The sequence below is a fragment of the Dactylosporangium sp. NPDC000244 genome, assembly GCF_040300725.1.
Taxonomy (GTDB): domain Bacteria; phylum Actinomycetota; class Actinomycetes; order Mycobacteriales; family Micromonosporaceae; genus Dactylosporangium.
In genome coordinates this window covers 1-21509 of record NZ_JBEPEH010000026.1, presented here as the reverse complement: position 1 = coordinate 21509, position 21509 = coordinate 1, and the positions used below count along the sequence as shown (strand labels likewise).

At 71.8% G+C, this 21509-nt stretch carries 18 protein-coding genes and 1 pseudogene; 9 read left to right on the top strand and 10 right to left on the bottom strand.

All coding sequences use genetic code 11. The annotated features are described in order from the left end of the window. Nucleotides 1-39 precede the first annotated feature (39 nt). The 3 genes from ABT369_RS33430 to ABT369_RS33420 all read right to left on the bottom strand — a co-directional run bounded on the left by ABT369_RS33430 (nucleotide 40) and on the right by ABT369_RS33420 (nucleotide 1913). Nucleotides 40-612, bottom strand: a complete 573-nt coding sequence (locus ABT369_RS33430; protein WP_350617944.1) for an LptM family lipoprotein — start codon at nucleotides 610-612, stop codon at nucleotides 40-42. A gap of 260 nt (nucleotides 613-872) precedes the next feature. Then, nucleotides 873-1433 carry a cysteine hydrolase family protein gene (locus ABT369_RS33425; protein WP_350617942.1) on the bottom strand — a complete coding sequence of 187 codons (561 nt, stop codon included), beginning with the start codon at nucleotides 1431-1433 and terminating at the stop codon, nucleotides 873-875. Nucleotides 1434-1472: 39 nt separating this feature from the next. Further along, nucleotides 1473-1913, bottom strand: a complete 441-nt coding sequence (locus ABT369_RS33420; RefSeq protein ID WP_350617940.1) for a MarR family winged helix-turn-helix transcriptional regulator — start codon at nucleotides 1911-1913, stop codon at nucleotides 1473-1475. A gap of 135 nt (nucleotides 1914-2048) precedes the next feature. On the opposite strand from ABT369_RS33420, the gene ABT369_RS33415 reads away from it, so the two are divergent. Then, nucleotides 2049-3497, top strand: a complete 1449-nt coding sequence (locus ABT369_RS33415; RefSeq protein ID WP_350617938.1) for an MFS transporter — start codon at nucleotides 2049-2051, stop codon at nucleotides 3495-3497. 104 nt (nucleotides 3498-3601) lie between these two features. On the opposite strand, the gene ABT369_RS33410 is transcribed toward ABT369_RS33415, so the two are convergent. Genes ABT369_RS33410 through ABT369_RS33395 form a run of 4 tightly spaced genes read right to left on the bottom strand, consistent with a single transcriptional unit; the run spans nucleotide 3602 to nucleotide 8856 of the window. Then, nucleotides 3602-5296: a glycoside hydrolase family 13 protein gene (locus ABT369_RS33410; RefSeq protein ID WP_350617936.1), complete on the bottom strand. Its 1695-nt coding sequence runs from the start codon at nucleotides 5294-5296 to the stop codon at nucleotides 3602-3604. Then, nucleotides 5293-6138 (bottom strand): sugar ABC transporter permease, encoded by an 846-nt coding sequence (locus ABT369_RS33405; RefSeq protein ID WP_350617934.1) that lies wholly within the window; start codon nucleotides 6136-6138, stop codon nucleotides 5293-5295. The genes ABT369_RS33410 and ABT369_RS33405 overlap by 4 nt, the downstream gene beginning before the upstream one ends. Next, a complete protein-coding gene (locus ABT369_RS33400) occupies nucleotides 6135-7619 on the bottom strand; it encodes an ABC transporter permease subunit (RefSeq protein ID WP_350617932.1) in 1485 nt (494 codons plus the stop codon). Before ABT369_RS33400 ends, ABT369_RS33405 begins: the two co-directional genes overlap by 4 nt. 1 nt (nucleotide 7620) lies before the next feature. Further along, nucleotides 7621-8856, bottom strand: coding sequence for a sugar ABC transporter substrate-binding protein (locus tag ABT369_RS33395; RefSeq protein WP_502891851.1), 1236 nt, complete (start codon nucleotides 8854-8856; stop codon nucleotides 7621-7623). Nucleotides 8857-9060: 204 nt separating this feature from the next. On the opposite strand from ABT369_RS33395, the gene ABT369_RS33390 reads away from it, so the two are divergent. The 3 genes from ABT369_RS33390 (at nucleotide 9061) to ABT369_RS33380 (ending at nucleotide 14278) form a co-directional block, all read left to right on the top strand. Continuing rightward, on the top strand, nucleotides 9061-10068 hold the full coding sequence (locus ABT369_RS33390; protein WP_350618194.1) for a LacI family DNA-binding transcriptional regulator: 1008 nt from the start codon (nucleotides 9061-9063) through the stop codon (nucleotides 10066-10068). A gap of 388 nt (nucleotides 10069-10456) precedes the next feature. Next, nucleotides 10457-12010: a glycoside hydrolase family 13 protein gene (locus ABT369_RS33385; protein ID WP_502891849.1), complete on the top strand. Its 1554-nt coding sequence runs from the start codon at nucleotides 10457-10459 to the stop codon at nucleotides 12008-12010. 153 nt (nucleotides 12011-12163) lie between these two features. Continuing rightward, entirely contained in the window at nucleotides 12164-14278 is a 2115-nt protein-coding gene (locus tag ABT369_RS33380) for a carbohydrate-binding module family 20 domain-containing protein (protein WP_350617926.1), read from the top strand. A gap of 167 nt (nucleotides 14279-14445) precedes the next feature. On the opposite strand, the gene ABT369_RS33375 is transcribed toward ABT369_RS33380, so the two are convergent. From ABT369_RS33375 to ABT369_RS33365, 3 genes and pseudogenes are all read right to left on the bottom strand, one after another. Then, entirely contained in the window at nucleotides 14446-14940 is a 495-nt protein-coding gene (locus tag ABT369_RS33375; RefSeq protein WP_350617924.1) for a MarR family winged helix-turn-helix transcriptional regulator, read from the bottom strand. A 108-nt stretch (nucleotides 14941-15048) separates the two neighbouring features. Further along, nucleotides 15049-15465, bottom strand: a complete 417-nt coding sequence (locus tag ABT369_RS33370) for an MFS transporter (protein ID WP_350617922.1) — start codon at nucleotides 15463-15465, stop codon at nucleotides 15049-15051. A 130-nt stretch (nucleotides 15466-15595) separates the two neighbouring features. Beyond that, nucleotides 15596-16042: pseudogene (locus tag ABT369_RS33365) on the bottom strand (MFS transporter); the annotation flags it as partial. Nucleotides 16043-16271: 229 nt separating this feature from the next. Here ABT369_RS33365 and ABT369_RS33360 point away from each other — a divergent pair. The 5 genes from ABT369_RS33360 to ABT369_RS33340 all read left to right on the top strand — a co-directional run bounded on the left by ABT369_RS33360 (nucleotide 16272) and on the right by ABT369_RS33340 (nucleotide 20919). Next, nucleotides 16272-17060 carry a tetratricopeptide repeat protein gene (locus tag ABT369_RS33360; protein WP_350617920.1) on the top strand — a complete coding sequence of 263 codons (789 nt, stop codon included), beginning with the start codon at nucleotides 16272-16274 and terminating at the stop codon, nucleotides 17058-17060. Between the two features lie 213 nt (nucleotides 17061-17273). Beyond that, nucleotides 17274-17927: a hypothetical protein gene (locus ABT369_RS33355; RefSeq protein ID WP_350617918.1), complete on the top strand. Its 654-nt coding sequence runs from the start codon at nucleotides 17274-17276 to the stop codon at nucleotides 17925-17927. 10 nt (nucleotides 17928-17937) lie between these two features. Continuing rightward, a complete protein-coding gene (locus ABT369_RS33350; RefSeq protein WP_350617916.1) occupies nucleotides 17938-19866 on the top strand; it encodes a sensor histidine kinase in 1929 nt (642 codons plus the stop codon). Further along, entirely contained in the window at nucleotides 19863-20513 is a 651-nt protein-coding gene (locus ABT369_RS33345; RefSeq protein ID WP_350617914.1) for a response regulator, read from the top strand. The genes ABT369_RS33350 and ABT369_RS33345 overlap by 4 nt, the downstream gene beginning before the upstream one ends. A 76-nt stretch (nucleotides 20514-20589) precedes the next feature. Next, nucleotides 20590-20919 carry a nuclear transport factor 2 family protein gene (locus ABT369_RS33340; protein WP_350617912.1) on the top strand — a complete coding sequence of 110 codons (330 nt, stop codon included), beginning with the start codon at nucleotides 20590-20592 and terminating at the stop codon, nucleotides 20917-20919. Nucleotides 20920-21509: the final 590 nt, after the last annotated feature.

Sequence of the window (21509 nt, the reverse complement as noted above, 5' to 3'; positions counted from 1 at the left end):
CAAACTCGGGCGGTTCGCACACCGCGTCCGGCGGCCGGCTCAGGCCACCTCGAACGAGCCGGTCGTGCGGGTCACGGTCCAGCCCGGGCCCGGGGAGTTCTCCACGACGTACGTCAGCCTCGTCGCGCCCAGGCAGGCCACGAAGCCGTGGACCAGGACCCTGACCTCGTTGTCGTCGCCGTCCGGTCGACCGAGCGTGATGAGGATGCCGCCGTCCTTGACCTCGGCGCAGCCGTTGCTGTGGGTCAGCACCGACTCGCGGTCGGCGATGAAGTGCACGGTCGTCACGTCGGACAGGGCCTCCGTGACCTGGTGCTGGGTGTTGTCCGCGATCGCGGCGCCGTCGGCGTCGTGGTCGAGGACGTAGGTCGTCGCGAAGCCGTTCTCCGAGATGGAGTTCTCGGAGCGCGTGGCGAGGTATCGGTGCAGGACGGCCGTGTAGACCTCGGCCTCCTTGACACCCGCGGGCCAGTCGCCGGCCGCGGACGGTGGCTGAGCCGCGGGGGTGGCTGCGTCGGGCGGCTGGGCCGCGGGATCGGCTGCGGAGCGTGCGCATCCGGTCAGGGTCAGGAGCAGCGCGGCCACCACGACCGCGCGCATGCGTCTCGTCACGCACGCTCCGACGCGGCCACCACCATCACGGTTCCCGTGGTCACCACGGCCGGGCCACGCGACCGTCATCACCGCACGCATGCGTCTCGTCACTCGCATTGCGACGCGGCCACCACAGCCGGGCCACGCGACCGCCACCACCGCACGCATGCGTCTCGTCACGCGCACTCCGACGCCGCCGCCACCGTCACGGCTCCCGCGGCCACCACAGCCGGACCGCGGTCATCCACAACGGCATGCCAGGCCGACGCCCGTCCGGGTCAGAGGGACTTGATCCACTCGCCGGTCGTGGTGACCGTGGCCTGGCGGGGGAAGATCTTCTCGGTCAGCACGCGGTGGAGCTCTTCGTCGGGGTCGACGCAGGCGTCGGACAGGACGGTCAGGCCGCAGTCCAGGTCCGCGGCCTGGCGCAGGGTCGACAGGACCACGCCGCTGGTCGAGATGCCGGCCAGCACCAGGGCGTTCGCCCCGGCCCCGCGCAGCAGGACGTCCAGGTCGCTGCCGCTGAAGGCGCTCACCCGGCGCTTGACGATCACCGGCTCGTCCGGCCGGACCGGCAGGTCGGCGTGCAGCTGGGTCGCGGGGTGGTCCTGGGTCATCATGTCGCCGGCCTGGCTGATGGCGCCGAAGGTCCGGTTCGCCGCCGCCGCCTCCGGGTAGCCGGGGCGGAAGGCGACGCGGACGTACATGACGGGGATGCCGGCGCCGCGGGCGGCCTCGATCGCGCGGCCCACGGCCTCGAGGGCGGCGCCGCCGCCGGCGCGGTCGATGATGCCCTGCTGGAAGTCCATGGCGAGCAGGACTGGACGGGTCTCGGACATGCGGGTTGCCTCTCTGCAAACGGTCTTGCGAAACAGCGGTCAGCCGGTGGGCTCGCCGAGGCGGGCCAGCAGGGTCAGGGCCTCGTTGATGGTGGCCAGCTCGGGCTCGGTGAAGCGGCGGTCCATCTCGCGCGCCAGCCACGCGTTGCGGTCCTGCTTGTCGGCCAGGGCCCGGGCCCGGCCCGCCTCGCTGAGCGTGATGACGTGCCGCCGGCCGTCCTCGGGGTCGGGCGAGCGCCCGATGAGGCCGAGGTCGTCGAGGGCGTTGAGGGTCGCGGTCATCGACTGCGAGCGGACGCCCTCGGCCAGGGCCAGGACGGTGGTCGAGGAGGCGCCGTCGCGGTGCAGGCGCAGCACCACCGCCGCCTGCGACGGGGTCAGGCCGCCAGACGGCACCTGGCGCAGCCGGGCCCGCAGCCGCCGGAACAGCTCGACCAGATCGCGGGCGGCCATGGCCGCCCCGGTCGATCGCTCCGCCACGGAACTCCCCCTCACGAAGACTCCATCGGAAAACTACGTAGGAAGCCTACACAGTTTCCCTGCGGAGTAGGTCATGCGATCCCCGTCACGGGGAAAAGCCGTTGTCCGGAGGCTGGCCTCCGGTATTGTGGAGGCATGCCTCAAGTTTCCCGGTCCTCGTACCGGCTGACGTTCGGCGTCCTCGCCGCGTCCACGGCAGCCTTCTCGATGTTGCAGTCGCTGGTCAGCCCCGTGCTGCCGGTCATGCAGCGCGACCTGCACACGTCGGCGGGCACCGTGACGTGGGTGCTGACCGCCTGGCTGCTCGCCGCGTCCGTGGCCACGCCGCTCATGGGCCGCATCGGCGACATGATCGGCAAGGAGCGCACCCTGCTGGTCGCGCTCGCCGCCATCGCGCTCGGGTGCCTGCTCGCCGCCCTCGCGCCCAGCATCGGCATCCTCATCGAGGCGCGGGTGATCCAGGGGCTCGGCGGGGCGCTCTTCCCCTTGTCGTTCGGCATCATCCGCGACGAGTTCCCGCCGGCCCGGGTCGTGTCCGCGGTCGGCGCGATGTCGGCGGTGATCGCGCTCGGCGGCGGCCTCGGCATCGTGCTCGCCGGGCCGGTCGTGGCCGCGCTGAACTGGCGCTGGCTGTTCTGGATCCCGCTCGGCGTCGTCGTGGTCACCGGCCTGCTGGCCTGGCGGTTCGTGCCGCCGTCGCCGTCGCGCTCCAGCGGGCGCGTGAACTGGCTCGCCGCGGTGCTGCTGTCGGGCTGGCTGGTGGCGCTGCTGCTGCCGCTGAGCAAGGGCAACGCGTGGGGCTGGGCGTCGCCGCTGACCATCGGCCTGCTCGCGGCGGCCGCGCTGCTGGCCGCCGGGTGGGTCGCGGTCGAGATGCGCTCGGGCAACCCGCTCATCGACATGCGCATGATGCGCCTGCCCGCCGTGTGGACCACGAACATCGTGGCGCTGCTGTTCGGCGCCGGCATGTTCGGCGTCTACGCGTTCCTGCCCCAGTTCATGCAGATCCCGTCCTCGACCGGCTACGGCTTCGGCTCCACGGTCGGCCAGGCGGGCCTGCTCATGGTGCCGATGCTGGCCACGATGGCGGTCGCGGGCATGCTCAGCGGCCCCATGGCCGCCTGGTTCGGCAGCCGGGCGCAGGTCATCGCCGGCTCGCTGCTGGCCGCCGCGGCCAGCGCCGCGTTCGCCTTCGCCCACGCCCACCCGTGGGAGGTGGCCACCGCCGGCGCGGTCTTCGGCATCGGCGTCGGTCTCGCCTACGCCTCCATGACCTCCCTCATCGTGCACAGCGTCCCGATCGCCCAGACGGGCGCGGCCAGCGGCATGAACGCCAACATCCGCACCATCGGCGCCTCGATCGGCACCGCGTTGGTGAGCTCCATCGTCACCGCCGACCTGCGCGCCGACGGCCTGCCGACCGAGTCCGCCTACACCGCGGCGTTCGTCGCCCTCGCCGTGGCCGCGGCCCTCTCCGTCGCCGTGGCCCTGCTCATCCCCCGCCAGCGCCACGAGCCGCCGGCGAGCGAGCAGCGCGACCACTTCGAGGCCGAAGAGCCCGAGCTCACCCCGGTGGCCGGGTAGGCATCAGCCGCGAGTCCAGCGCGGCGGTCTCCTGCACCACTCGCAGGGGGCCGCCGGCCGTGCTGACGGGGGCCACGGCAGCGGGGATACGACACAAAAACCGGCTACGCGGGGACCGACCAGATCTGCAGGGTCGGCCCGTCGCCGGGCAGGGTGCCGTTCCACGCCGCCCCGCCGTAGAGGTTCACCGCCTCGGCGACATCCAGGGCGACCGGAGGCCCCGAGGCGCGGCGGGCGAGGACCAGCAGGCGCTCGTCGTGGGTCTCGCGCCAGAAGGCGATCGCGTCCGCGTCCACGTGGGCGAAGCGCAGGCCGCCCCCTCGCAGGGCCGGGTGCTTGCGGCGCAGGGCGAGCAGCCGGCCGTACCAGGGCAGCACCGAAGCGCCGGAGCGCCACGGCATCGGGGTGCGCGACCGCTCGCCGTTGGTGCCGGTCAGGCCGAACTCGTCGCCCGCGAAGATCATCGGCACGCCGGGCAGGGTGGCGAGCAGGCCGGTCGCGACCTCGTGCAGGTCGGCGGAGTCCACGACCGTGCGGATGCGGGCCGTGTCGTGGCTGCCGAGCATGTTCCACGAGTGGGTCCACGAACGCCAGGACATCGTCGCCATCATGGCCCGCATCGTCGCGACGAACGCCCGGCCGTCGCGGGTGGGCACGGGACCGGGAACGCCGAGGAAGTCAGGCAGGTCCAGCGACGAAGCGCGCAGCCAGGTCCACAGTGGACGAGTGAACCCGGCGTAGTTCATCGTGCCCTGCCAGCCGCCGGCGTCGAGGTCGCCGCCGGCGCCGTGGGCGTGCTCGGCGACCAGCAGGGCGTCCTGACGGGCGCCCCGGACCGCGTCCGCGATGAGCCGGGAGACCTCGAGCGTCAGGTCGTCCGCGGCGCGCCGGCCGGTCATGTTGGCCACGTCGACGCGCCAGCCGTCGAGGTACCGCAGCCACCGCCGCACGATCGAGTCCGGATCGGTCACGAACCGCTCGCGGAGCCGGGCCGAGTGCCAGTTGAGCTTCGGCAGCGACGCCACCCCGAGCCAGGACTCGTAGCCGCCGTCGGCGCTCATGTAGTACAGATCGGGCTGGTCGAACCACGGGTGCTCGACCCCGGTGTGGTTCGTCGTGAGGTCGCCGACGAGCCGCATCCCCCGCGTGTGCAGGGCGTCGGCGAGGCGGCGCAGGGCCCGGTCCCCGCCCAGCAGCGGGTCGACGCGGTCGAAGGCGACGGCGTCGTAGCGGTGGTTCGAGCGGGCCGGGAAGAACGGCGTGAGATAGACGGTGTCGGCGCCGAGGTCCTGGATGTGGTCCAGGCGCCGGGCGATGCCGTCGAGGTCGCCGCCGTACCACTCCCTCGAGTGCCCGCGAACCGGCTCGTCCCACTCGCAGCGCTCCGCCCAGCCGGGGGTGGCCGGGGCCGTGGCCGAGCGGGCGAAGCGGTCGGGGAAGATCTGGTACACGATCGCCTCACGCGCCCACGGCGCCGGGCCCGGGTGCGCGACGAGCCGGAAGTCGGTGTCGTCGGGCACGTCGTGGCCGAAGCGGCCGAGGACGGTGTACCAGTCCCCGTCGACGAGGAACCGGTACCGCGTGACGGGGTTGCGCACCAGGACGTTCGCCCGCCACCACAGCTCGTCGCCGCGCCGTTCGGCGGAGGCCTTGGCGAACCGCGGCTCACCGTCCTCGATGGACCGCACGTGTACCGAGCGGACGCCGAGGGACGTCCGCAGCAGCACGTCCACGTTGGAGCCGAGCCGCGGGTTCTGGTCCGGCACGTATAACGCGGACCCGTCGTGATGGACGCTCATCCCTTCACCGCCCCGGTGGTGAGGCCCGACACGATGTACCGCTGCAGCACCTGAAAGACGACGACCGTGGGCACCGCGGTGAGCAGCGAGCCGGCGCAGAACATCCCGAAGTTGGCGTTGCGCTGCTCGGCCACGAGGCCGTAGAGCCCGACGGCGAGCGTCTTGGCGTCGTCGGAGTGCAGGAACACGTTGGCCAGCAGCACCTCGTTGATGGTGCCGATGAACCCGAGCAGCCCGGTGACCGCGAGGATCGGCGCGACCAGCGGCAGCGTGACCCGGAAGAAGATCTGGGCGTGGCTGGCGCCGTCGACGACCGCGGACTCGTCGAGCTCCTTGGGCACGGTGTCCAGGAAGCCCTTCATGAGCCAGGTGTTCACGCCGAGGGCGCCGCCGAGGTACAGCAGCATCAGCCCCCACGGCCGGTCGAGCCCGATCGCCGGGTAGTAGTCGCCGAGCGCGGCGAAGATGAGGTAGATGGTCACGACCGAGAGAAACTGCGGGAACATCTGGATCAGCAGCAGGGAGACGAGCCCGACCCGGCGCCCCTTGAACCGCATCCGGGAGAACGCGTATGCGGCCAGGATGGACAGGAACACGCCCACCGCGGCGGCGATCCCGGCGATGAGGATCGAGTTGAGGTACCAGTGCGGGAACGCGGTCTTCGAGAACAGGTCCCCGAAGTTGCCCAGCCCCGCGGCGCTCGGGATGAGCTGCGTCGAGCTCAGCGAGCCCAGCGGGTTGAGGGCGGCGGAGACGACGAAGACGATCGGGAACAGCGAGAAGGCGACGGCGAGGAGCCCGGCCGCGTGCCGCCAGCCGGTCGTGCGGACCCAGGCGATCACGAGTAGACCTCCTCCTGCTTGCGGCTGCGACGGAAGCCGACGACCGAGATGACGGCCACGATGGCGAAGATGTACACCGAGATCGCCGCCGCGAAGCCGAGCTGCGCGCCGGAGCCGCCGAACGCGAGCCGGTACGTGTAGGTGATGAGCAGGTCGGTCGCGCCGATGCTGGAGTTGCCGGCCTCGAACGGCGCGCCCTCGGTGGTCAGGTAGATCGCGTTGAAGTTGTTGAAGTTGAACGCGAACGACGAGATGAGCAGCGGGGTGAGCGCGACGAGCAGCAGCGGCAGGGTGACCCGGCGGAAGCGCTGCATCGGGGTGGCCCCGTCGATCGAGGCCGCCTCCGACATCTCCCGCGGGATCGCCTGCAGCGCGCCGGTGGCGACGAGGAACATGTATGGGTAGCCGAGCCACAGCTGCACCAGGATCACGGCCAGCCGCGCGGTCCACGGGGTGCCGAACCAGTCCACGTGCAGGCCGGTGAGCCGGTTGATGAGCCCGAAATCCTGGTTGAACAGGTCCCGCCAGACCAGCAGCATCGCGAACGAGGGCATCGCGTAGGGCAGCACGAGCAGCACGCGGTACCAGGTGCGCCCCCGCATTTTCGCATTGAGCGCGAGCGCGCAGGCGAGCCCGAGCGCGAACGTCGCCAGCACGGACCCGAGCGCGAACCCCAGGTTCCACACGAGGGTCTTCAGGAACGGGCCCGCGATCCGCGAGTCGGCGATGACCCGGCCGAAGTTGGCCAGCCCGACGTTGACCTTCCAGCCCTGGGCGAGGTGCTCGCCGTCGTCGGCGACGAACGAGCCGGTGTCCTCGTCGGCCTTCCACCGCTTGCCGGTGCCGCGGTCGGTGATGCAGTCGCAGCCGGCCTCGTAGTAGCGGGTGGCCTGGCCCGTGTAGGCGCGGGTGAGCCCGGAGGCCCGGATCGCCCCGCCGTCCGTGGGCACGGTGAACGCGAGGATCTCGTCGTTGCGCTGGGTGGCCTGCCCGAGGTCGAGCAGCTGGTAGCCGTCCACGCCGGTGATCCGCCCGGCCGAGATCGTCGCGTTCTCCAACGCCCTCAGGCCGGAGGCGTCGCCCACGTACGCCTTTCCGTCCGCCGACAGCAGCAGGAACTTGAGGCCGCCGTCGTCGAGCGCGACCGACAGCGTGTACTCGACCGACCCCGGCACCTGCCGCACGGAGGCGCTCTGGATCGCGGTGACCGCCTCCTGCTTGCTGCCCCGGTGCCCGTCGCCGTAGTTGGTGAACGCGGTGGCGACGGTGTAGAGCACCGGGACGACCTGGAACGCCAGCAGGAACAGCACGCCAGGAACGAGGTACTTCGCCGGGATGGCCCGCGGCGACAGGTAGATCGCGAAGATCATGCCGGTCACGACGACGAGAACCGCGAGCCATCCCCACGCACGGGCCTCGGCCAGCGGGAAGGCGGCATACACCGCCAGCGCCAGCGCGAGCCCGAGGACTGGAATCTTCACGTTACTTGCTGATCGCATCGGAGATGGTCTTGGCGGCACCGGCCAGTGTGGACGGTACATCCGCGCCACCGACGATCGCCGACTCCGCCTTGCCGAACGGGTCCCACACCGCGGCCATGGCCGGGATGGCGGGCAGCACGGCGCCGCCCTTGCCCGCGGCGAGCCACTTCTCGATGTCGGGGTCGCTGCCCTTGACCTGGTCCATCGCGGCGTTCAGGGCCGGCGGGCGGGGGTTGGCCTGGTACAGCGCGACCTGCAGCTCCGGCTTGGTCAGGTAGTTCGTGATGAACTCGTTGGCCAGCGCCTTGCTACGACCCTTGCTGGCCACATAGAACGCCTGCACGCCGACGAACGGCTGCGCGGCCTTGCCGCCGGCGAACCCGGGCACCGGGGTGATGTCGTACTTGATGCCGGCCTTCTTGATGTCGGCGACCGCCCACGGGCCCGAGATCAGGAACGGGGCCTTGCCGCCGGTGAACGTGGGGATCGCGTTGTCGCTGTTGACCGAGCGGGTCAGCGCGCCGGAGCCCTTCTCGCCGAGCGCGGCGATCTTCTTGAACGCCTCCACCGACGCGGGCTTGTCGACGCCGAGGTCCGCCGGGTCGTAGTCGCCGTTGGACTTGGTGCCGAAGAGGTAGCCGCCGGCCGAGGTGAAGAGCGGGTAGACGTGGTACGCGTCGCCGTTCTGCCCCACCTGCAGCGACAGGATGTTGCTGACCTTGCCCGAGTCCTTGAGCGCCTTCCCGGCCGCGACGAGGTCCTCGATGCTGGCCGGCGCGGTGGGGACCAGGTCCGTGTTGCGGATGAGGGCGAGGTTCTCGATGGCGTACGGCACGCCGTAGACCTGCCCGTTGAAGGTCACGGCCTTCATCGCCACGTCGGCGAAGCCGGACTTCTGCGAGTCCGACAGCTGGATCGGGTCGATGGTGCCGTTCTGCACCAGGTTGCCGATCCAGTCATGGGCGCCCACGACGATGTCCGGACCCTTGCCCGACTGCGCGGCGGTGACGAAGTTGGTCTGCAGGTCCTTGGAGACCGCCTGGACCTGCACGTCCACGTGGTTGGCCTGCCCGAACTGCTCCGCGAACGGCTTCAGGGCGGCGGCGCGCTGGTCGTCGGCCCAGATGGTGAGCGTGGCGGTGGGCGCGGTGGAGGAGCTCTGGGGGGTCTTCGACGACGAGCAGGCGGTGAGGGTCAACGCCGCGAGGGCGAGCACGCCGACGGCGCGCAGGGGGATGCGCATGGATGCTCCTGTTCAGGGTGGAGCACACGCAGGCCGGCTGAAGGCATGCGTGTAGCCAGGAAATGGTGAACGGCATCGGTACAGGGGTGTCGATCGATTGCCGGTGGCGCAGACCGTAGCAAGGACTTGCATCGAATGAAAGCCCTTCCAAGCGACTTTCAATTTCGGCGTGGAGCCGCTTACTCTCGTCGCATGGCCATGGACGCTCCACGAGCTCGTCTCGCCGACATCGCCAAGCAGGCGGAGGTCAGCGAGGCCACCGTCTCGCGGGTGCTCAACGACCGGCCCGGGGTCAGCGCCGACACCCGGCACGCCGTGCTCACCGCGCTCGACGTGCTCGGTTACGAGCGACCCGAACGACTCCGCAAGCGCAGCGCCGGCCTCGTCGGCCTCGTGACGCCGGAGCTCGAGAACCCGATCTTCCCGCTGTTCGCGCAGGTCATCGAGTCGGCGCTGTCCCGGCACGGGTTCACGCCCGTCCTGTGCACGCAGACGCCCGGTGGCGTGACCGAGGACGAGTACATCGAGATGCTGCTCGACCGCGCGGTCGCCGGCATCATCTTCGTCTCCGGGCTGCACGCGGACACGACGGCGGACCACGACCGGTACCGCAAGCTCATCGACCGCCCGCTGCCCATCGTCATGATCACCGGGCACGTCCCGGGGCTCGATGCGCCGTGCATCTCGTGCGACGACGCCCGCGCCAGCGAGCTGGCGGTCGATCACCTGGCCTCGCTCGGCCACACCCGCATCGGCTTCATCTCCGGCCCCGAGCGCTTCACCCCGGTGCAGCGCAAGATCCTCGGGTACCGCGAGGCGATGCGCCGCCACGGCCTCCCCGACGAGATCGAGCTCTCGCTCTTCGGCGTCGAGGGCGGCGCGGCGGCGGCCGGGAGGCTGCTCGACCGCGGCGTGACCGCGCTCGTGTGCGGCTCCGACCTCATGGCGCTCGGCGCCGTGCGGGCGGCGCGCTCGCGGGGGCTGTCGGTGCCCGGGGACGTGTCGGTGGTCGGCTACGACGACTCGCCGCTGATCGCGTTCACCGACCCGCCGCTGACCACGCTGCGCCAGCCCGTGCTCGCGATGTCGAACGCGGCGGCGCAGTCGCTGATCGACGCGATCAACGGGCAGCCGTCGCCGCACTCGGAGTTCCTGTTCGCGCCGGAGCTGGTCGTGCGCAACTCGACGGGAATCGCCCCTCGCTGAGCGTTCCGTTCCCCTTTTCCCGTTCCTTTCCAGTTGTACCGGCACAGGCTGGCGGGCCCGCGCCGCGCTCCTGAGCACTGTTGATTCGCCGCGCGGTCTTCTGATCGCGCGGCGCACCTCGCCGCTCGGCTTTCCAACCGTGCGGCGGGCTTCGCCGCGCGTCTCTCCGGCCGTGCGGCGCACCTCGCCGCTCGGTTTTCAGCCGCGCGGCACACCTCGCCGCCCGGCCCTCCGGCCGTGCGGCGCACCTCGCCGCTCGGCCTCTTCGGCCGTTGCGGTGCGCTTTGCCGCGCGTGGCCTGCCGAATGTCCCGCGCGGAGTCTTCGCGCCCTCGCCGGCCTCCCCCATTGGCCGCGCGTGGCCGCACCACGCCCCAGGAAGGGACCAGATGTCCGACATTTCGGATATGCCGCCGCAAGAGTGGTGGCGCACCGCCGTCATCTACGAGGTCTACGTCCGCAGCTTCGCCGACGGCAACGGCGACGGCGACGGCGACCTCATCGGCCTGCGCGAGCGCCTGCCCCACCTGCGCGACCTCGGCGTCGACGCGATCTGGCTGACCCCGTTCTTCCGCTCCCCCATGGTCGACGGCGGCTACGACGTGTCCGACTACCGCGACGTCGACCCGAGCTTCGGCACCCTCGCCGACTTCGACGCCATGCTCGCCGCCGCGCACGACCTGGACCTGCGGGTGATCATCGACGTCGTCCCCAACCACACCTCCAGCGAACACGCTTGGTTCACGCAAGCCTTGCAAGAACTTCCAGGCGGACCGGCCCGTGCGCGATACCACTTCCGCCCCGCGACCACGGACGGTGAGCCCCCGAACGACTGGGAGTCCGTATTCGGCGGCCCGGCGTGGACGCGGACGGCCGACGGCGAGTGGTACCTGCACCTGTTCGACCCGGCCCAGCCGGACCTGAACTGGGACAACCCCGACGTGCGGGTCGAGTTCGAGGGTGTGCTGCGCTTCTGGCTCGACCGCGGCGTCGACGGCTTCCGCATCGACGTGGCGCACGGGATGGTGAAGGCCGCCGGGTACCCCGCGGCGGGGCTCACCGGCCAGATCGGGCTGCTCGGGCGGCGGGTGCTGCCGTACTTCGACCAGGACGGCGTGCACGAGATCCACAAGGCCTGGCGCAAGATCCTGGACTCGTACCCGGGGCAGCGCATGGCCGTCGCCGAGGCGTGGGCGTCGAGTCCGCAGCGCCTCGCCCGGTACACGGCCCCCGACGAGCTGCACCAGGCGTTCAACTTCGAGTTCCTGCAGGCCGACTGGGGCGATCCGGCGGCAGTGCGGGCGAGCATCGACTCGTGCCTGCACGCCGCCGGGTCCGTGGGCGCGCCGACGACGTGGGTGCTGTCCAACCACGACGTGCGCCGGCACGCGACCCGGCTCGGCTCCCTCGAGCGGGCCAACGCCGCCGCGCTGCTCATGCTGGCGTTGCCGGGTTCGGCGTACCTGTACCAGGGCGACGAGCTCGGCCTGCCCGAGGTGCTCGACCTGCCCGCGGACGCCCGCCAGGACCCGGTGTGGCTCCGCTCCGGCGGCACGGATCCCGGCCGCGACGGCTGCCGCGTGCCGTTGCCGTGGGAGTCGCAGGCGCCCGCGTACGGGTTCTCGGCCACCGGCGCGTCCTGGCTTCCGCAGCCGCCGGCGTGGGCGGGGCTGGCCCGGGACCGCGCGTCCACTGTGGAGCTGTACCGGGCCGCGCTCGCGCTGCGCCGCCGGCTCACCGGCCCGCTGCGCTGGCACGAGAGCCCGGACGGGGTGCTGGACTTCGCCCGCGACGACTTCCGGTGCATCGTGAACCTCTCGCCGGAGCCGGTCGCGCTGCCGGCCGGCTCCGAGGTCACGCTCGCCAGCCGAGCCATCGACGGACGTGCGATTCCAGCCGACTCGACCGTGTGGATCTTTGCAAGAAGTACCAGATCTTCCTGAAGGTTTCTCCAGTTCAAGGACCTTGCGAGAACTGCTTGCGGGCAATTTCTGCAAGGTCCTTGACAGGAGGTTTCAGCGGGACCGAAGCTCAGCGTCAATCGATCCGGCCGCCACCGGGTCGCACTCCGCTTTCCGCCAATCCGGAGGACCCCCGTGCGCACACCCCGCCTCAAACGAACCCTGGCCGCGATCGGCGGCCTGATGCTCTGCGCGGCCCTGACGGTGCCGCTGCTCACCGGCGACCGCAAGGCCGAGGCCGCCGTCGGCAACAACGACGTGATCGCGAACCTGTGGCTGTGGCCGTGGACCTCGATCGCGACCGAGTGCACGAACGTGCTCGGTCCGGCCGGGTACGGCGCGGTGCAGGTCGCCCCGCCCGAGGACTCGATCAGCGTCGCCGGCCACCCGTGGTGGGACATCTACCAGCCCGCCGCCTACGACCTCAACGGCCGCATGGGCACCCGGGCGCAGTTCCAGAGCATGGTGAACGCCTGCCACACCGCCGGCGTCAAGGTATACGTCGACGCCGTCATCAACCACATGACCGGCGCGAACCAGTCCAGCACGACGGCCTACGGCGGCGCGAGCTTCACGAACAACTACAGCTACCCCAGCGCCGGCTACAGCTCGTCGGACTTCCACTTCTACCCGGCCGACTGCCCGCAGTCGGACAACCAGATCCACGACTACAACAACCAGACCGAGGTCTGGAACTGCCAGCTCGTCGGCCTGTCGGACCTCAAGACCGGCACCGACTACGTGCGCACGAAGATCGCGGGCTACCTCAACGACCTCATCTCGGTCGGCGTCGACGGCTTCCGCGTGGACGCGGCCAAGCACATGGCGCAGGCCGACCTGTCGGCCATCAAGGGCAAGCTGACGAACCAGAATGTGTACTGGTCGCAGGAGGTCATGCCCGGCGGACCCGGCAACCTGGCGCCGTCCGCGTACGAGGGCATCGGCGGCGTGCTCGAGTTCACCTACGCCACCAGCCTCAAGAACCAGTTCAACGGCAGCATCGCCAACCTGCAGACCTTCGGCCCGAGCTGGGGCCTGGAGCCGAGCGCCAAGTCGACCGTCTTCGTGTCCAACCACGACACCGAGCGCAACGGCTCGACGCTGAACTACAAGGCGGGCGCCACCGACACCCTCGCGAACGTGTTCATGCTCGCGTGGAACTTCGGCACCCCGAACGTGATGAGCTCGTTCACGTTCTCGAACAACGACGCCTCGCCCCCGGCCGACGGCAACGGGTACGTCACGCCGGTCACGTGCGGCAGCGGCTGGGAGTGCCAGCACCGGCAGCGCGCGATCAAGAACATGGTGGGCTTCCACAACGCGACGCGGGCCGACACGACGGTGGGCAACTGGTGGTCGGACGGGTCGAACGCGATCGCGTTCTCCCGCGGTAGCAATGGCTGGGTCGCCATCAACAACGGCAGCGGCGCGGTGGGGTCGCGCACCTTCAGCACCGGGCTGCCGGCCGGCGTCTACTGCGACGTGATCCACGGTGACTACAACACGTCGGCGTCGACCTGCTCGGGCCCGACGGTCACGGTGAACGGCAGCGGCCAGGCCACCGTCGGCGTCGCGGCCAAGGACGCGGTCGCGATCCACGCCGACGCGCGGGTCACCGGCGGCTCGACGGCCTCGCCCAGCCCGTCGGTCTCGACCAGCCCCGCGGCCAACGGCGTGTCGTTCACGGTCTCCGGCGCGCCGACCGGCACCCCGGTGTACCTCATCGGCTCGATCGCCCAGCTCGGCTCCTGGAACACCGCGAACGCGATCCCGATGACGGCCAGCGGCGCCAACTGGACGACGACGGTGACGCTGCCGGCCGGGACGGCGATCGAGTACAAATTCATCACCAAGACCAGCTCGGGCACGGTCACCTGGGAGCCGGGCAACAACCACACCTACACGGTGCCCGCCACCGGCGCCGGCACCGTCAGCACCAGTTGGAACGGCTCCTCGACGACCAGCCCGGCGGTGACGTTCAACGCCAACGTGACCACGACGTTCGGCCAGAACGTGTTCGTCGTCGGCTCGATCCCGGCGCTCGGCTCGTGGAACACCGCGAGCGCGATCGCCCTGTCGTCGGCGAACTACCCGATCTGGTCGGCGACGGTGACCATGCCGGCGAACACCGCGGTCGAGTACAAGTTCATCAAGAAGAACACGGACGGCGCGATCACGTGGGAGAGCGGCGCGAACCGCACCCTGAACACGGGCACGGCGGCGCAGACGGTCAACGCAACCTGGAAGTAGTGATCTCGTCCACTGTGGACGGCGGTCGGGGCTCTCTCCCCCGGCACGCCGTCCACAGTGGGCGTCCAGACCTCTTCTTCGCCGCCAGCCGCCGGCCGCCGGCCGCCGGCCGCGATCCGCGCAAGTTCGGACAGGCGCAACCGGCCACTCGCTCACCGCGCCGACGTTCAGGCCTCCCCCTCGGCCGCGAGCACCATCTTGCGCAACAGATTCGCGAGGGTCTTCCGCTCTCGCTCGGTCATTCCCGCCAGCAGTATCCGCTCACCGCGCCCTTCCCCGCCGATGTGCCGCATGAGCGTGTCATTGCCGGCATCGGTGAGCCTGACGTGCACCCGCCGCCGGTCCCGCGCGTCGGCTTCCCGCACGATCCAGCCCGCGTCCTCGATGGCCGCGAGCCGAGCCGACAACGCCCCGCGAGTCAGCCCGAGGAGGTCGGCGAGCTGCGATGGACTGGCGGTGTAGGGCGGCCCGTTTCTTCGCAGCATCAGCAGGACTTTGAACTGCCAGTGCTGCAGCCCACCCTCGGCAAGCACATCGCGCCGCAGCTGCGTCTGATGCCGCGCGAGGATGGCAAGCCGCGCAAAGATCGCCTCGGCGACGAGGTCGAAGTTCTCGAACTCCCGGGCCCAGGCATCCACATGCCGATCGGCGGCGTCCTCCACGCCGTCCACCGTAGCCGCCAGCGCGCCGATCCCCGCGCACCGCACATTCGCGGATCGCCGCACCCGGTGTTGGTTGCCGTTCCCGGCTGTGACAGCAACCCCAGCCCGTCACTGCGGTTGCCGGGGCGGGCGGGCGACGATGAGGAGTCCGATCATGGACACGACGGCGCCGCCGATCATGATGAGGGCCATCGGTACGGCGGTGTCCTGGCCGCCGAGGTCGGCGATCGGGGCGACGGTGCCGGCCATGACCCACTGGGCGAACCCGAGCAGCGCGGAGCCGGTTCCGGCGTGGGCGGAAACCTCGGCGGAGGCGAGCGCTCCGCTGTTCGCGCCGATGCATCCCTGGGCGGTCATCAGCACCAGAAAGCATGCGATGGCGAGGCGCAGCGGGGTGTCGAACCAGACGGCGCCGATGAGCATCGCGGTGCCGGCGGTGAGGGCGGCGATCTGGCCGGTGAGGATGACGGCGCGGGTGGCGATGCGTCCGGCGAGGCGGGCGGCGGTCGGGGCGGCGACGGTCATGCCGGCGGCGGTAACCGACGTAGCGGCGCTGGGCCAGGACGTACCGGCCGGCGCGAGCCATGGCGCGCAGGCCACCTGCGTGACGGCGTTCGGACGGCAGCGTCTCCGGCACTGCGACGAGGACGGCCAGCAGCATGGCGATCCCGAGGCCGGCGACGGTCCAGAACGAGATCCGCCAATGCGACAGCTGCAGAATAACCGCGCCGAGCAGCGGCCCGACGATCGGCGCGACACCGCCGACACCGGCGATGACATTGAGCACACGGACGAGCTCGGCGCCGGTGGCGAGATCGACGATGACGGCGCGGCCGATGACCATGGCCCAGCCGCCGGCGAAACCCTGCACGAACCGGGCGACCATCATGACACCCACACTCGGCGCGAGCGCGCAGGCAACCGACGCGACGACGAACACCAGGATTGCCACGATCAGCGGGCGGCGACGACCGCGTTGGTCAGACACCGGCCCGCCCGTCAGCTGGCCGAGGGCCATGCCGACGAAGAACGTGGTCAGGGTCAGCTGAACCTGGGTCGCGGTCGCGGCCAGGTCCCCGGCGACCCGCGGGAACGCCGGCACGTACGCCAGCCCATGCAGTAGTGCCGCCTCGACCACCTATCACCGGGCTACCCACGGCTCACCGCCCCACCCACCCACTGCACACCCGCGCGGCGCCGAACCTGGGCGCCGCACACTCACGCGGTGCGCGTTCGATCATTGCGCGTTCGCTCATGTGCGGCTGTCCGGCGTCGTGCGCGGCAAAGTAGTTTTCTTGTGGATAGTTTTTTCGGTTACTACCGTCGCCGGCATGACAACGACCGCAACGATCGCCCTCGACGAGCTGCTCGCGGCCGCCCGGGGACTCGCGCTCGCCGGGCGGTGGGAGCAGGCCACGGGGCTGCTCGACGCCGCGGCCGCCGGGCTATCACACTCCCCCACCCGCGCCGTGCTGGCGTTGGCGGCGGCGGAGATCGCCGTGGACTCGGCCTGGTACAACGGCAACGGAGACGGCGCCGATCGACTGTCCACGGTGGACGAGAACGCGCTGGACGACAACGGGCGGTGGGACTTGGGGTTTGCGCGGTTGCGGTACGAGTACCGTGGCAAAATGCGCAAGCCCGATCCGGCCCTGCGCGACCGGGCCGAGCGGTTCATCGCCACGGCGCCGGACGGGCTCCGCCTCGGGTGGGCGCATCACTACCTCGGGCTCATCTACGACAACGTCCTCGAGGACCGCGCGGCCGCGCCCGCGCACTACGAGCGCGCCCTGGCCAACGCCGCGGGCGACGACCTGTTGCGCCGGGAGGCTCAGCGGCACCTCGGCGACCACGCGCACGAGGCCGGCAACCACGCCGAGGCCCGGGAGCGCTGGCATGAGGCGACGGCCCTGGGCGCCCGCGCCGGGCTGGTCGCGGGCACCCTGTCCCAGCAGGTTCTGCTCGCGGTACTGGCCCGCGACACAGGCGACGAGCCCGGCGCGGTCGCATTGGCCACGGAGGTACACCGCTGGGCCGAGGCCATCGGCGCTGCCCGAATCGCCCAGACGACCAGCGACTTCCTGCAGGGCATCGACCCGACCCAGCCACCACCCGCGTGACACCACCCGGGCCTGCCCATTCCAGGGCCGACCGGTCGTTCGGGACGAGCGGGAGCCCGCGCAGCTCGGTGCCGGGTTCGCCGCGCGGCTGGACGGTGTGGCGCTGCCGCAGGACGAGGCACGGGCCCGTCGCCGCAGCCGGGACAATGTTCCCGGTCGGCCGGGACTCGGCGGGGGTCCGGGGCGGGTCGCGCCGGCGGCAGCATCCCCGGCATGACTACATCGAACCATCGCGGCTGGGCCGCGGCCGGGGCCCTGGGCGGGCTCGTCGGGTTCGCCGGGCTCTTCGCCGGCAGCAACCTCACCGCGAACGTCGGTGACGGGATCAGGGACAACGCGCTCGTCGTCGAGGCCATCTCCGGGCAGCGCACATACGTGTGGTCCACGCAGGTCGTCTGCTTCGTCGCCGCGGCGCTGCTGGTCGTCTTCGCGGCCGGGCTGCGGCGGCATCTCGGGGCGCAGGAGCCGGCCGGGAGCCTCGTGCCGGGCGTCGCGGCGGCCGGGGTCGGGATCGTGGCCGTGCTGCTGCTCGTCGGCGGCGGCATCTGCACCGAGCTGTACTGGGCCCTCGGCGATCCCGGGCGCTGGGACCCCGACACCATCGCCGCGCTCGTCGAGGTCTACAACACCCTGCCGTGGTTGTGGTCGGGTGCGGGCATCGCGGCCGCGGCGGTGGCGGTCGGCGGGTTCCGGCACGGGTCGGCCTCCCGGTGGCTCGCGGCGATCAGCGCGCTCGCGGCCGTGCTCGTGCTCGCCACTCAGGCGTTCCCGGCGCAGTACGGCGCGCTGTTCCCCGGCGCGGCCTGGGTGCTCGTGGCCGGGATCGGATTCATGACAACCAGCCGCGCAAACGCGCCGGTCGGCTAGTGTGCGGGCGGTGAGGGCGGCGGCTTGGCCGCTAGGCGGGGTGAGCCTCGTCCTGGCCGTGGTGGGAGGATGGCTCGCCGTACGCAACGGTGCGCCGGCCGGCGAGGTCACGTACCTGCCGGCGGTCGTCGCCTGCGCGGTCGTCGGGGCCCTGATCGTGGCGCGGCGGGCCGGGAACCCGGTCGGGCCGCTGCTGCTGCTCAGCGGTGGGTCGTTCGCGCTGCTGGAGTGCTGCGGGCAACTGGCCGTGACGACCGGCAGCGCGGCGCTGGCCTGGCCGCAGACGTGGCTGTGGGTGCCGGCCAATCTCGGGCTCGCGCTCGTGCCGGCGTACTTCCCGGACCGGCGGCCGCCGCGCTGGGCGGTCGGCGTCGTGGCCGGCCTGGCGGGGCTGGCCGCGGTGACCGCCGCGCTGCGGCCGGGGGGCAACGACCAGGTGCGGCCGCGCGCGCCGGCCAACCCACTCGGGGTCGGCGGGGTGAGCGGCGTGGCGTCCGTCGCCGAGATGGCGTTCACGGTGGCCATCGCGCTGGCGTTCGTTGCCGGGGCGGCGGCCGTGGCCTTGCGCATGCGGGAGTCCGGCGAAGGCCCGGGGCGGCAGCAGGCGCGCTGGCTGGGGTACACCTGCGGAATCGTGGCCATCGTCGTCCTGGTGCGGCTCGTGACCGGGCTGAGCGACGCGCGGCCGGATCGGGTGTGGCCGGTCGAGGGCATGGCCTGGGACGTCGTCGGGGGGCTCTCGATCGCACTCGTGCCGGCGGGCATCGGCGTGGCGATCCTGCGCCACCGGCTCTTCGACATCGATTTCCTCATCAGCCGTACCGCGGCGTTCGTCATGCTGTCCGCGGCCGTCGCCGGCGCCTATGTGCTGGTCGTCGGGGCGCTCGGGGCCTCGTCGGTGCTCGCGGCCGTGGCCGGGGCGCTGGTCTTCGGCGCCCTGCGCCAGTGGGTGCAGCGCCGGGTCAATCTGCTGGTGTACGGCGAGCGCGACGACCCGTACACCGTCCTCGCGCGCCTCGGCGAGCGGCTGGCCGCGGTGCCGGACCCGGGCGCGATCCTGGCCACCAGCACGTCGACGGTGCGGGAGGCGCTGCAGCTGTCGTACGTCGGGATCGAGGTCGACGCCGGCCCGCTCTACGAGCTCGGGGCCCGCCCGGCCGACCCGGTGACGCTGCCCCTCGTGGCCGGCGGGGAGCCCGTCGGGGCGCTGCGGCTCGGGCCGCGGCCGGGTGAGGCGGCGCTCGGACCGCGGGACCTGCGGCTGCTGGCCGACCTGGCCCGGCACATCGGGGTCGCGGTGCAGGCGGTGCGGTACTCCGCGGCGCTGCAGCGCTCCCGCGAGCAGCTCGTCATCGCCCGCGAGGAGGAGCGCCGGCGGCTGCGCCGGGACCTGCACGACGGGCTCGGGCCGACGCTGGCCGGGCTGACCATGCGCGCGGAGGCGGCCCAGGAGGTCGGGCCCGAGCAGGCGCGCAGGCTGCTGGAGGAGATCGTGACCGACGCGCAGACCGCGGTCGCCGACGTGCGGCGGCTCGTGGACGGGCTGCGACCGCCCGCGCTGGACACGCTCGGGCTGGCCGGGGCGCTGCGGGCGCACCTTGGGCAGCAGCCGGCGGGCAGCCCGCGAGTGCGCCTGGACGCGCCGGCGGGGCTGGACGGGCTGCCGGCGGCGACCGAGGTGGCGGCGTACCGGATCGCGGTCGAGGCCCTCGCGAACGCGCGGCGGCACGCCGGCGCGAAGACGGTACAACTGCGGCTTGTTCTGGACGAGGATCGGCTCAGCGTGGTGGTGAGCGACGACGGGCACGGGACCACGGTGGCGCGAGAGGGCGGGGTGGGCATGCACTCGATGCGGGAGCGGGCCGCGGAGCTCGGCGGCGAGCTGGTCGTCGAGTCGGGCGTGGGCGGCACAAGTGTCACGGCGAGGCTGCCCCGATGACCGGCACGGTACGCGTCCTTGTGGTCGACGATCACGAGCAGTTCCGGGCCGGGCTGCGGGCGTTGCTGGCCACCAGCGCCGAGGTCGAGGTGTGCGGTGAGGCCGCCAGCGGCGAGGAGGCCCTGACCGCGTTGCCCCGGCTGCAGCCCGACGTGGTGCTGCTCGACCTGGTGATGCCCGGCATGGGCGGGATCGCCGCGACCGAGCGCATCACGGCCGCCATGCCGCACGTGCGGGTACTGGTGCTGAGCATGGCCGACGACGACGACTCGGTCTTCGCCGCCGTGCGCGCGGGCGCCCGCGGCTACGTGCTCAAGGGCGCCCGGCGCACGGAGATCATCCGCTCGATCCGGGTGGTCGCCGACGGCGAGGCGATCTTCGGGCCGGCGATCGCGACCCGGCTCATGGGGTTCTTCGCGGGCCTGGACCGTACTGCGCCCGACCCGTTCCCGGAGCTGACGCAGCGCGAGCGGCAGATCCTGGCCCACATCGCCCGGCATCTGACCAACCCGCAGATCGCCGAGCGGCTGGGCGTGAGCCAGAAGACCGTGCGCAACCACGTGTCGAACATCTTCACGAAGCTGCAGGTCGCGGATCGGGCTCAAGCGATCGTGCTCGCCCGCGACGCGGGGCTGACCGGCGAATGACGGGTGATTCCCCGCCAGGCGCCGCGATCGCGTGAGCGCTAGTGACAGAGATCGACAACAGTGGTACATCTTCGGCATGACAGAGCGCGTGCTGACCCAGTGCCGGCTGTTCAACGAGGGCGTCCGCACCGGCGACTGGGCCGGCTACCTGGACCGCTTCGGCGACACCGCGACCCTGCGCATCGAGGGCGACCCGGGAAGCCCGTACGTGGGCCGCGACGCGATCGCGGCCGCCTACTCCGCCGCCCCGCCCGACGACACCCTGAACGTGACCTCGGTCGACTCCGCCGGCGACGAGGACGTGGCCCGGGTCGCCTGGTCCGCGGGCGGCGCCGGAACGCTGCGGGTGCGCTGGTCGGCGGGCCGGATCGCCGAGCTTTCCGCCTCGTTCGACGCACCCGCCTGAGCAAGCCGCGAGCGGGGCTCGAAACGGTCAGCCGGTGTGGTGGCCGACGTAGCGCAGGACGGCCGCGCCGATGGCGGTGACCCCGCGGCGCAGGGCGGTGGCGGAGAACAGGTTCACCCTGGCCGGAATACCAGGCCGGTGCGGAAACGTCACGGTCGCGGGCCGGATTGTGGTGCCTGCGCCACCATATTCCGGCCAGTCCACAGGCCGGACCGGACCGTGCGGGGCGCCTAGCGTTCGGGGCCATGACACAGATGTACGAGCGGCCGGACCAGGTGCCGTGGTCCTCGGTGGGATGTTTTCCTGCTGCTGGCGTTCGGCGGCGCCTGGCTCGCCGCGCTGCCGCTGCGGGTCGGCGGGGTCGGCACGACCGACCGGGTCTTCGTGTTCGTGAGCGTCGCGACGATGCTCACGCCCACCCTCGCGACCGCGCTGACCACGCGGATCTTTCGGCCACCGGGCGGCGTCGCCCGCTCCACGTTTGCTGGACCGCTATACCACCGAAATACGGCCTAGGTGACTGGTGTTAAACGGTGGTGCGGCCCGCCGGGCCGGGCCCCCCGGTGTTGTGTTGGGGGGGGGGGTGGTGG

Coding starts and splice junctions, on each gene's coding strand:
- ABT369_RS33425 (WP_350617942.1), bottom strand. CDS start 1,433: ATGTCCGAGACCCGTCCAGTCCTGCTCGCCATGGACTTCCAGCAGGGC.
- ABT369_RS33415 (WP_350617938.1), top strand. CDS start 2,049: ATGCCTCAAGTTTCCCGGTCCTCGTACCGGCTGACGTTCGGCGTCCTC.
- ABT369_RS33410 (WP_350617936.1), bottom strand. CDS start 5,296: ATGAGCGTCCATCACGACGGGTCCGCGTTATACGTGCCGGACCAGAAC.
- ABT369_RS33390 (WP_350618194.1), top strand. CDS start 9,061: ATGGACGCTCCACGAGCTCGTCTCGCCGACATCGCCAAGCAGGCGGAG.
- ABT369_RS33385 (WP_502891849.1), top strand. CDS start 10,457: ATGTCCGACATTTCGGATATGCCGCCGCAAGAGTGGTGGCGCACCGCC.
- ABT369_RS33370 (WP_350617922.1), bottom strand. CDS start 15,465: ATGACCGTCGCCGCCCCGACCGCCGCCCGCCTCGCCGGACGCATCGCC.
- ABT369_RS33360 (WP_350617920.1), top strand. CDS start 16,272: ATGACAACGACCGCAACGATCGCCCTCGACGAGCTGCTCGCGGCCGCC.
- ABT369_RS33355 (WP_350617918.1), top strand. CDS start 17,274: ATGACTACATCGAACCATCGCGGCTGGGCCGCGGCCGGGGCCCTGGGC.
- ABT369_RS33345 (WP_350617914.1), top strand. CDS start 19,863: ATGACCGGCACGGTACGCGTCCTTGTGGTCGACGATCACGAGCAGTTC.
- ABT369_RS33340 (WP_350617912.1), top strand. CDS start 20,590: ATGACAGAGCGCGTGCTGACCCAGTGCCGGCTGTTCAACGAGGGCGTC.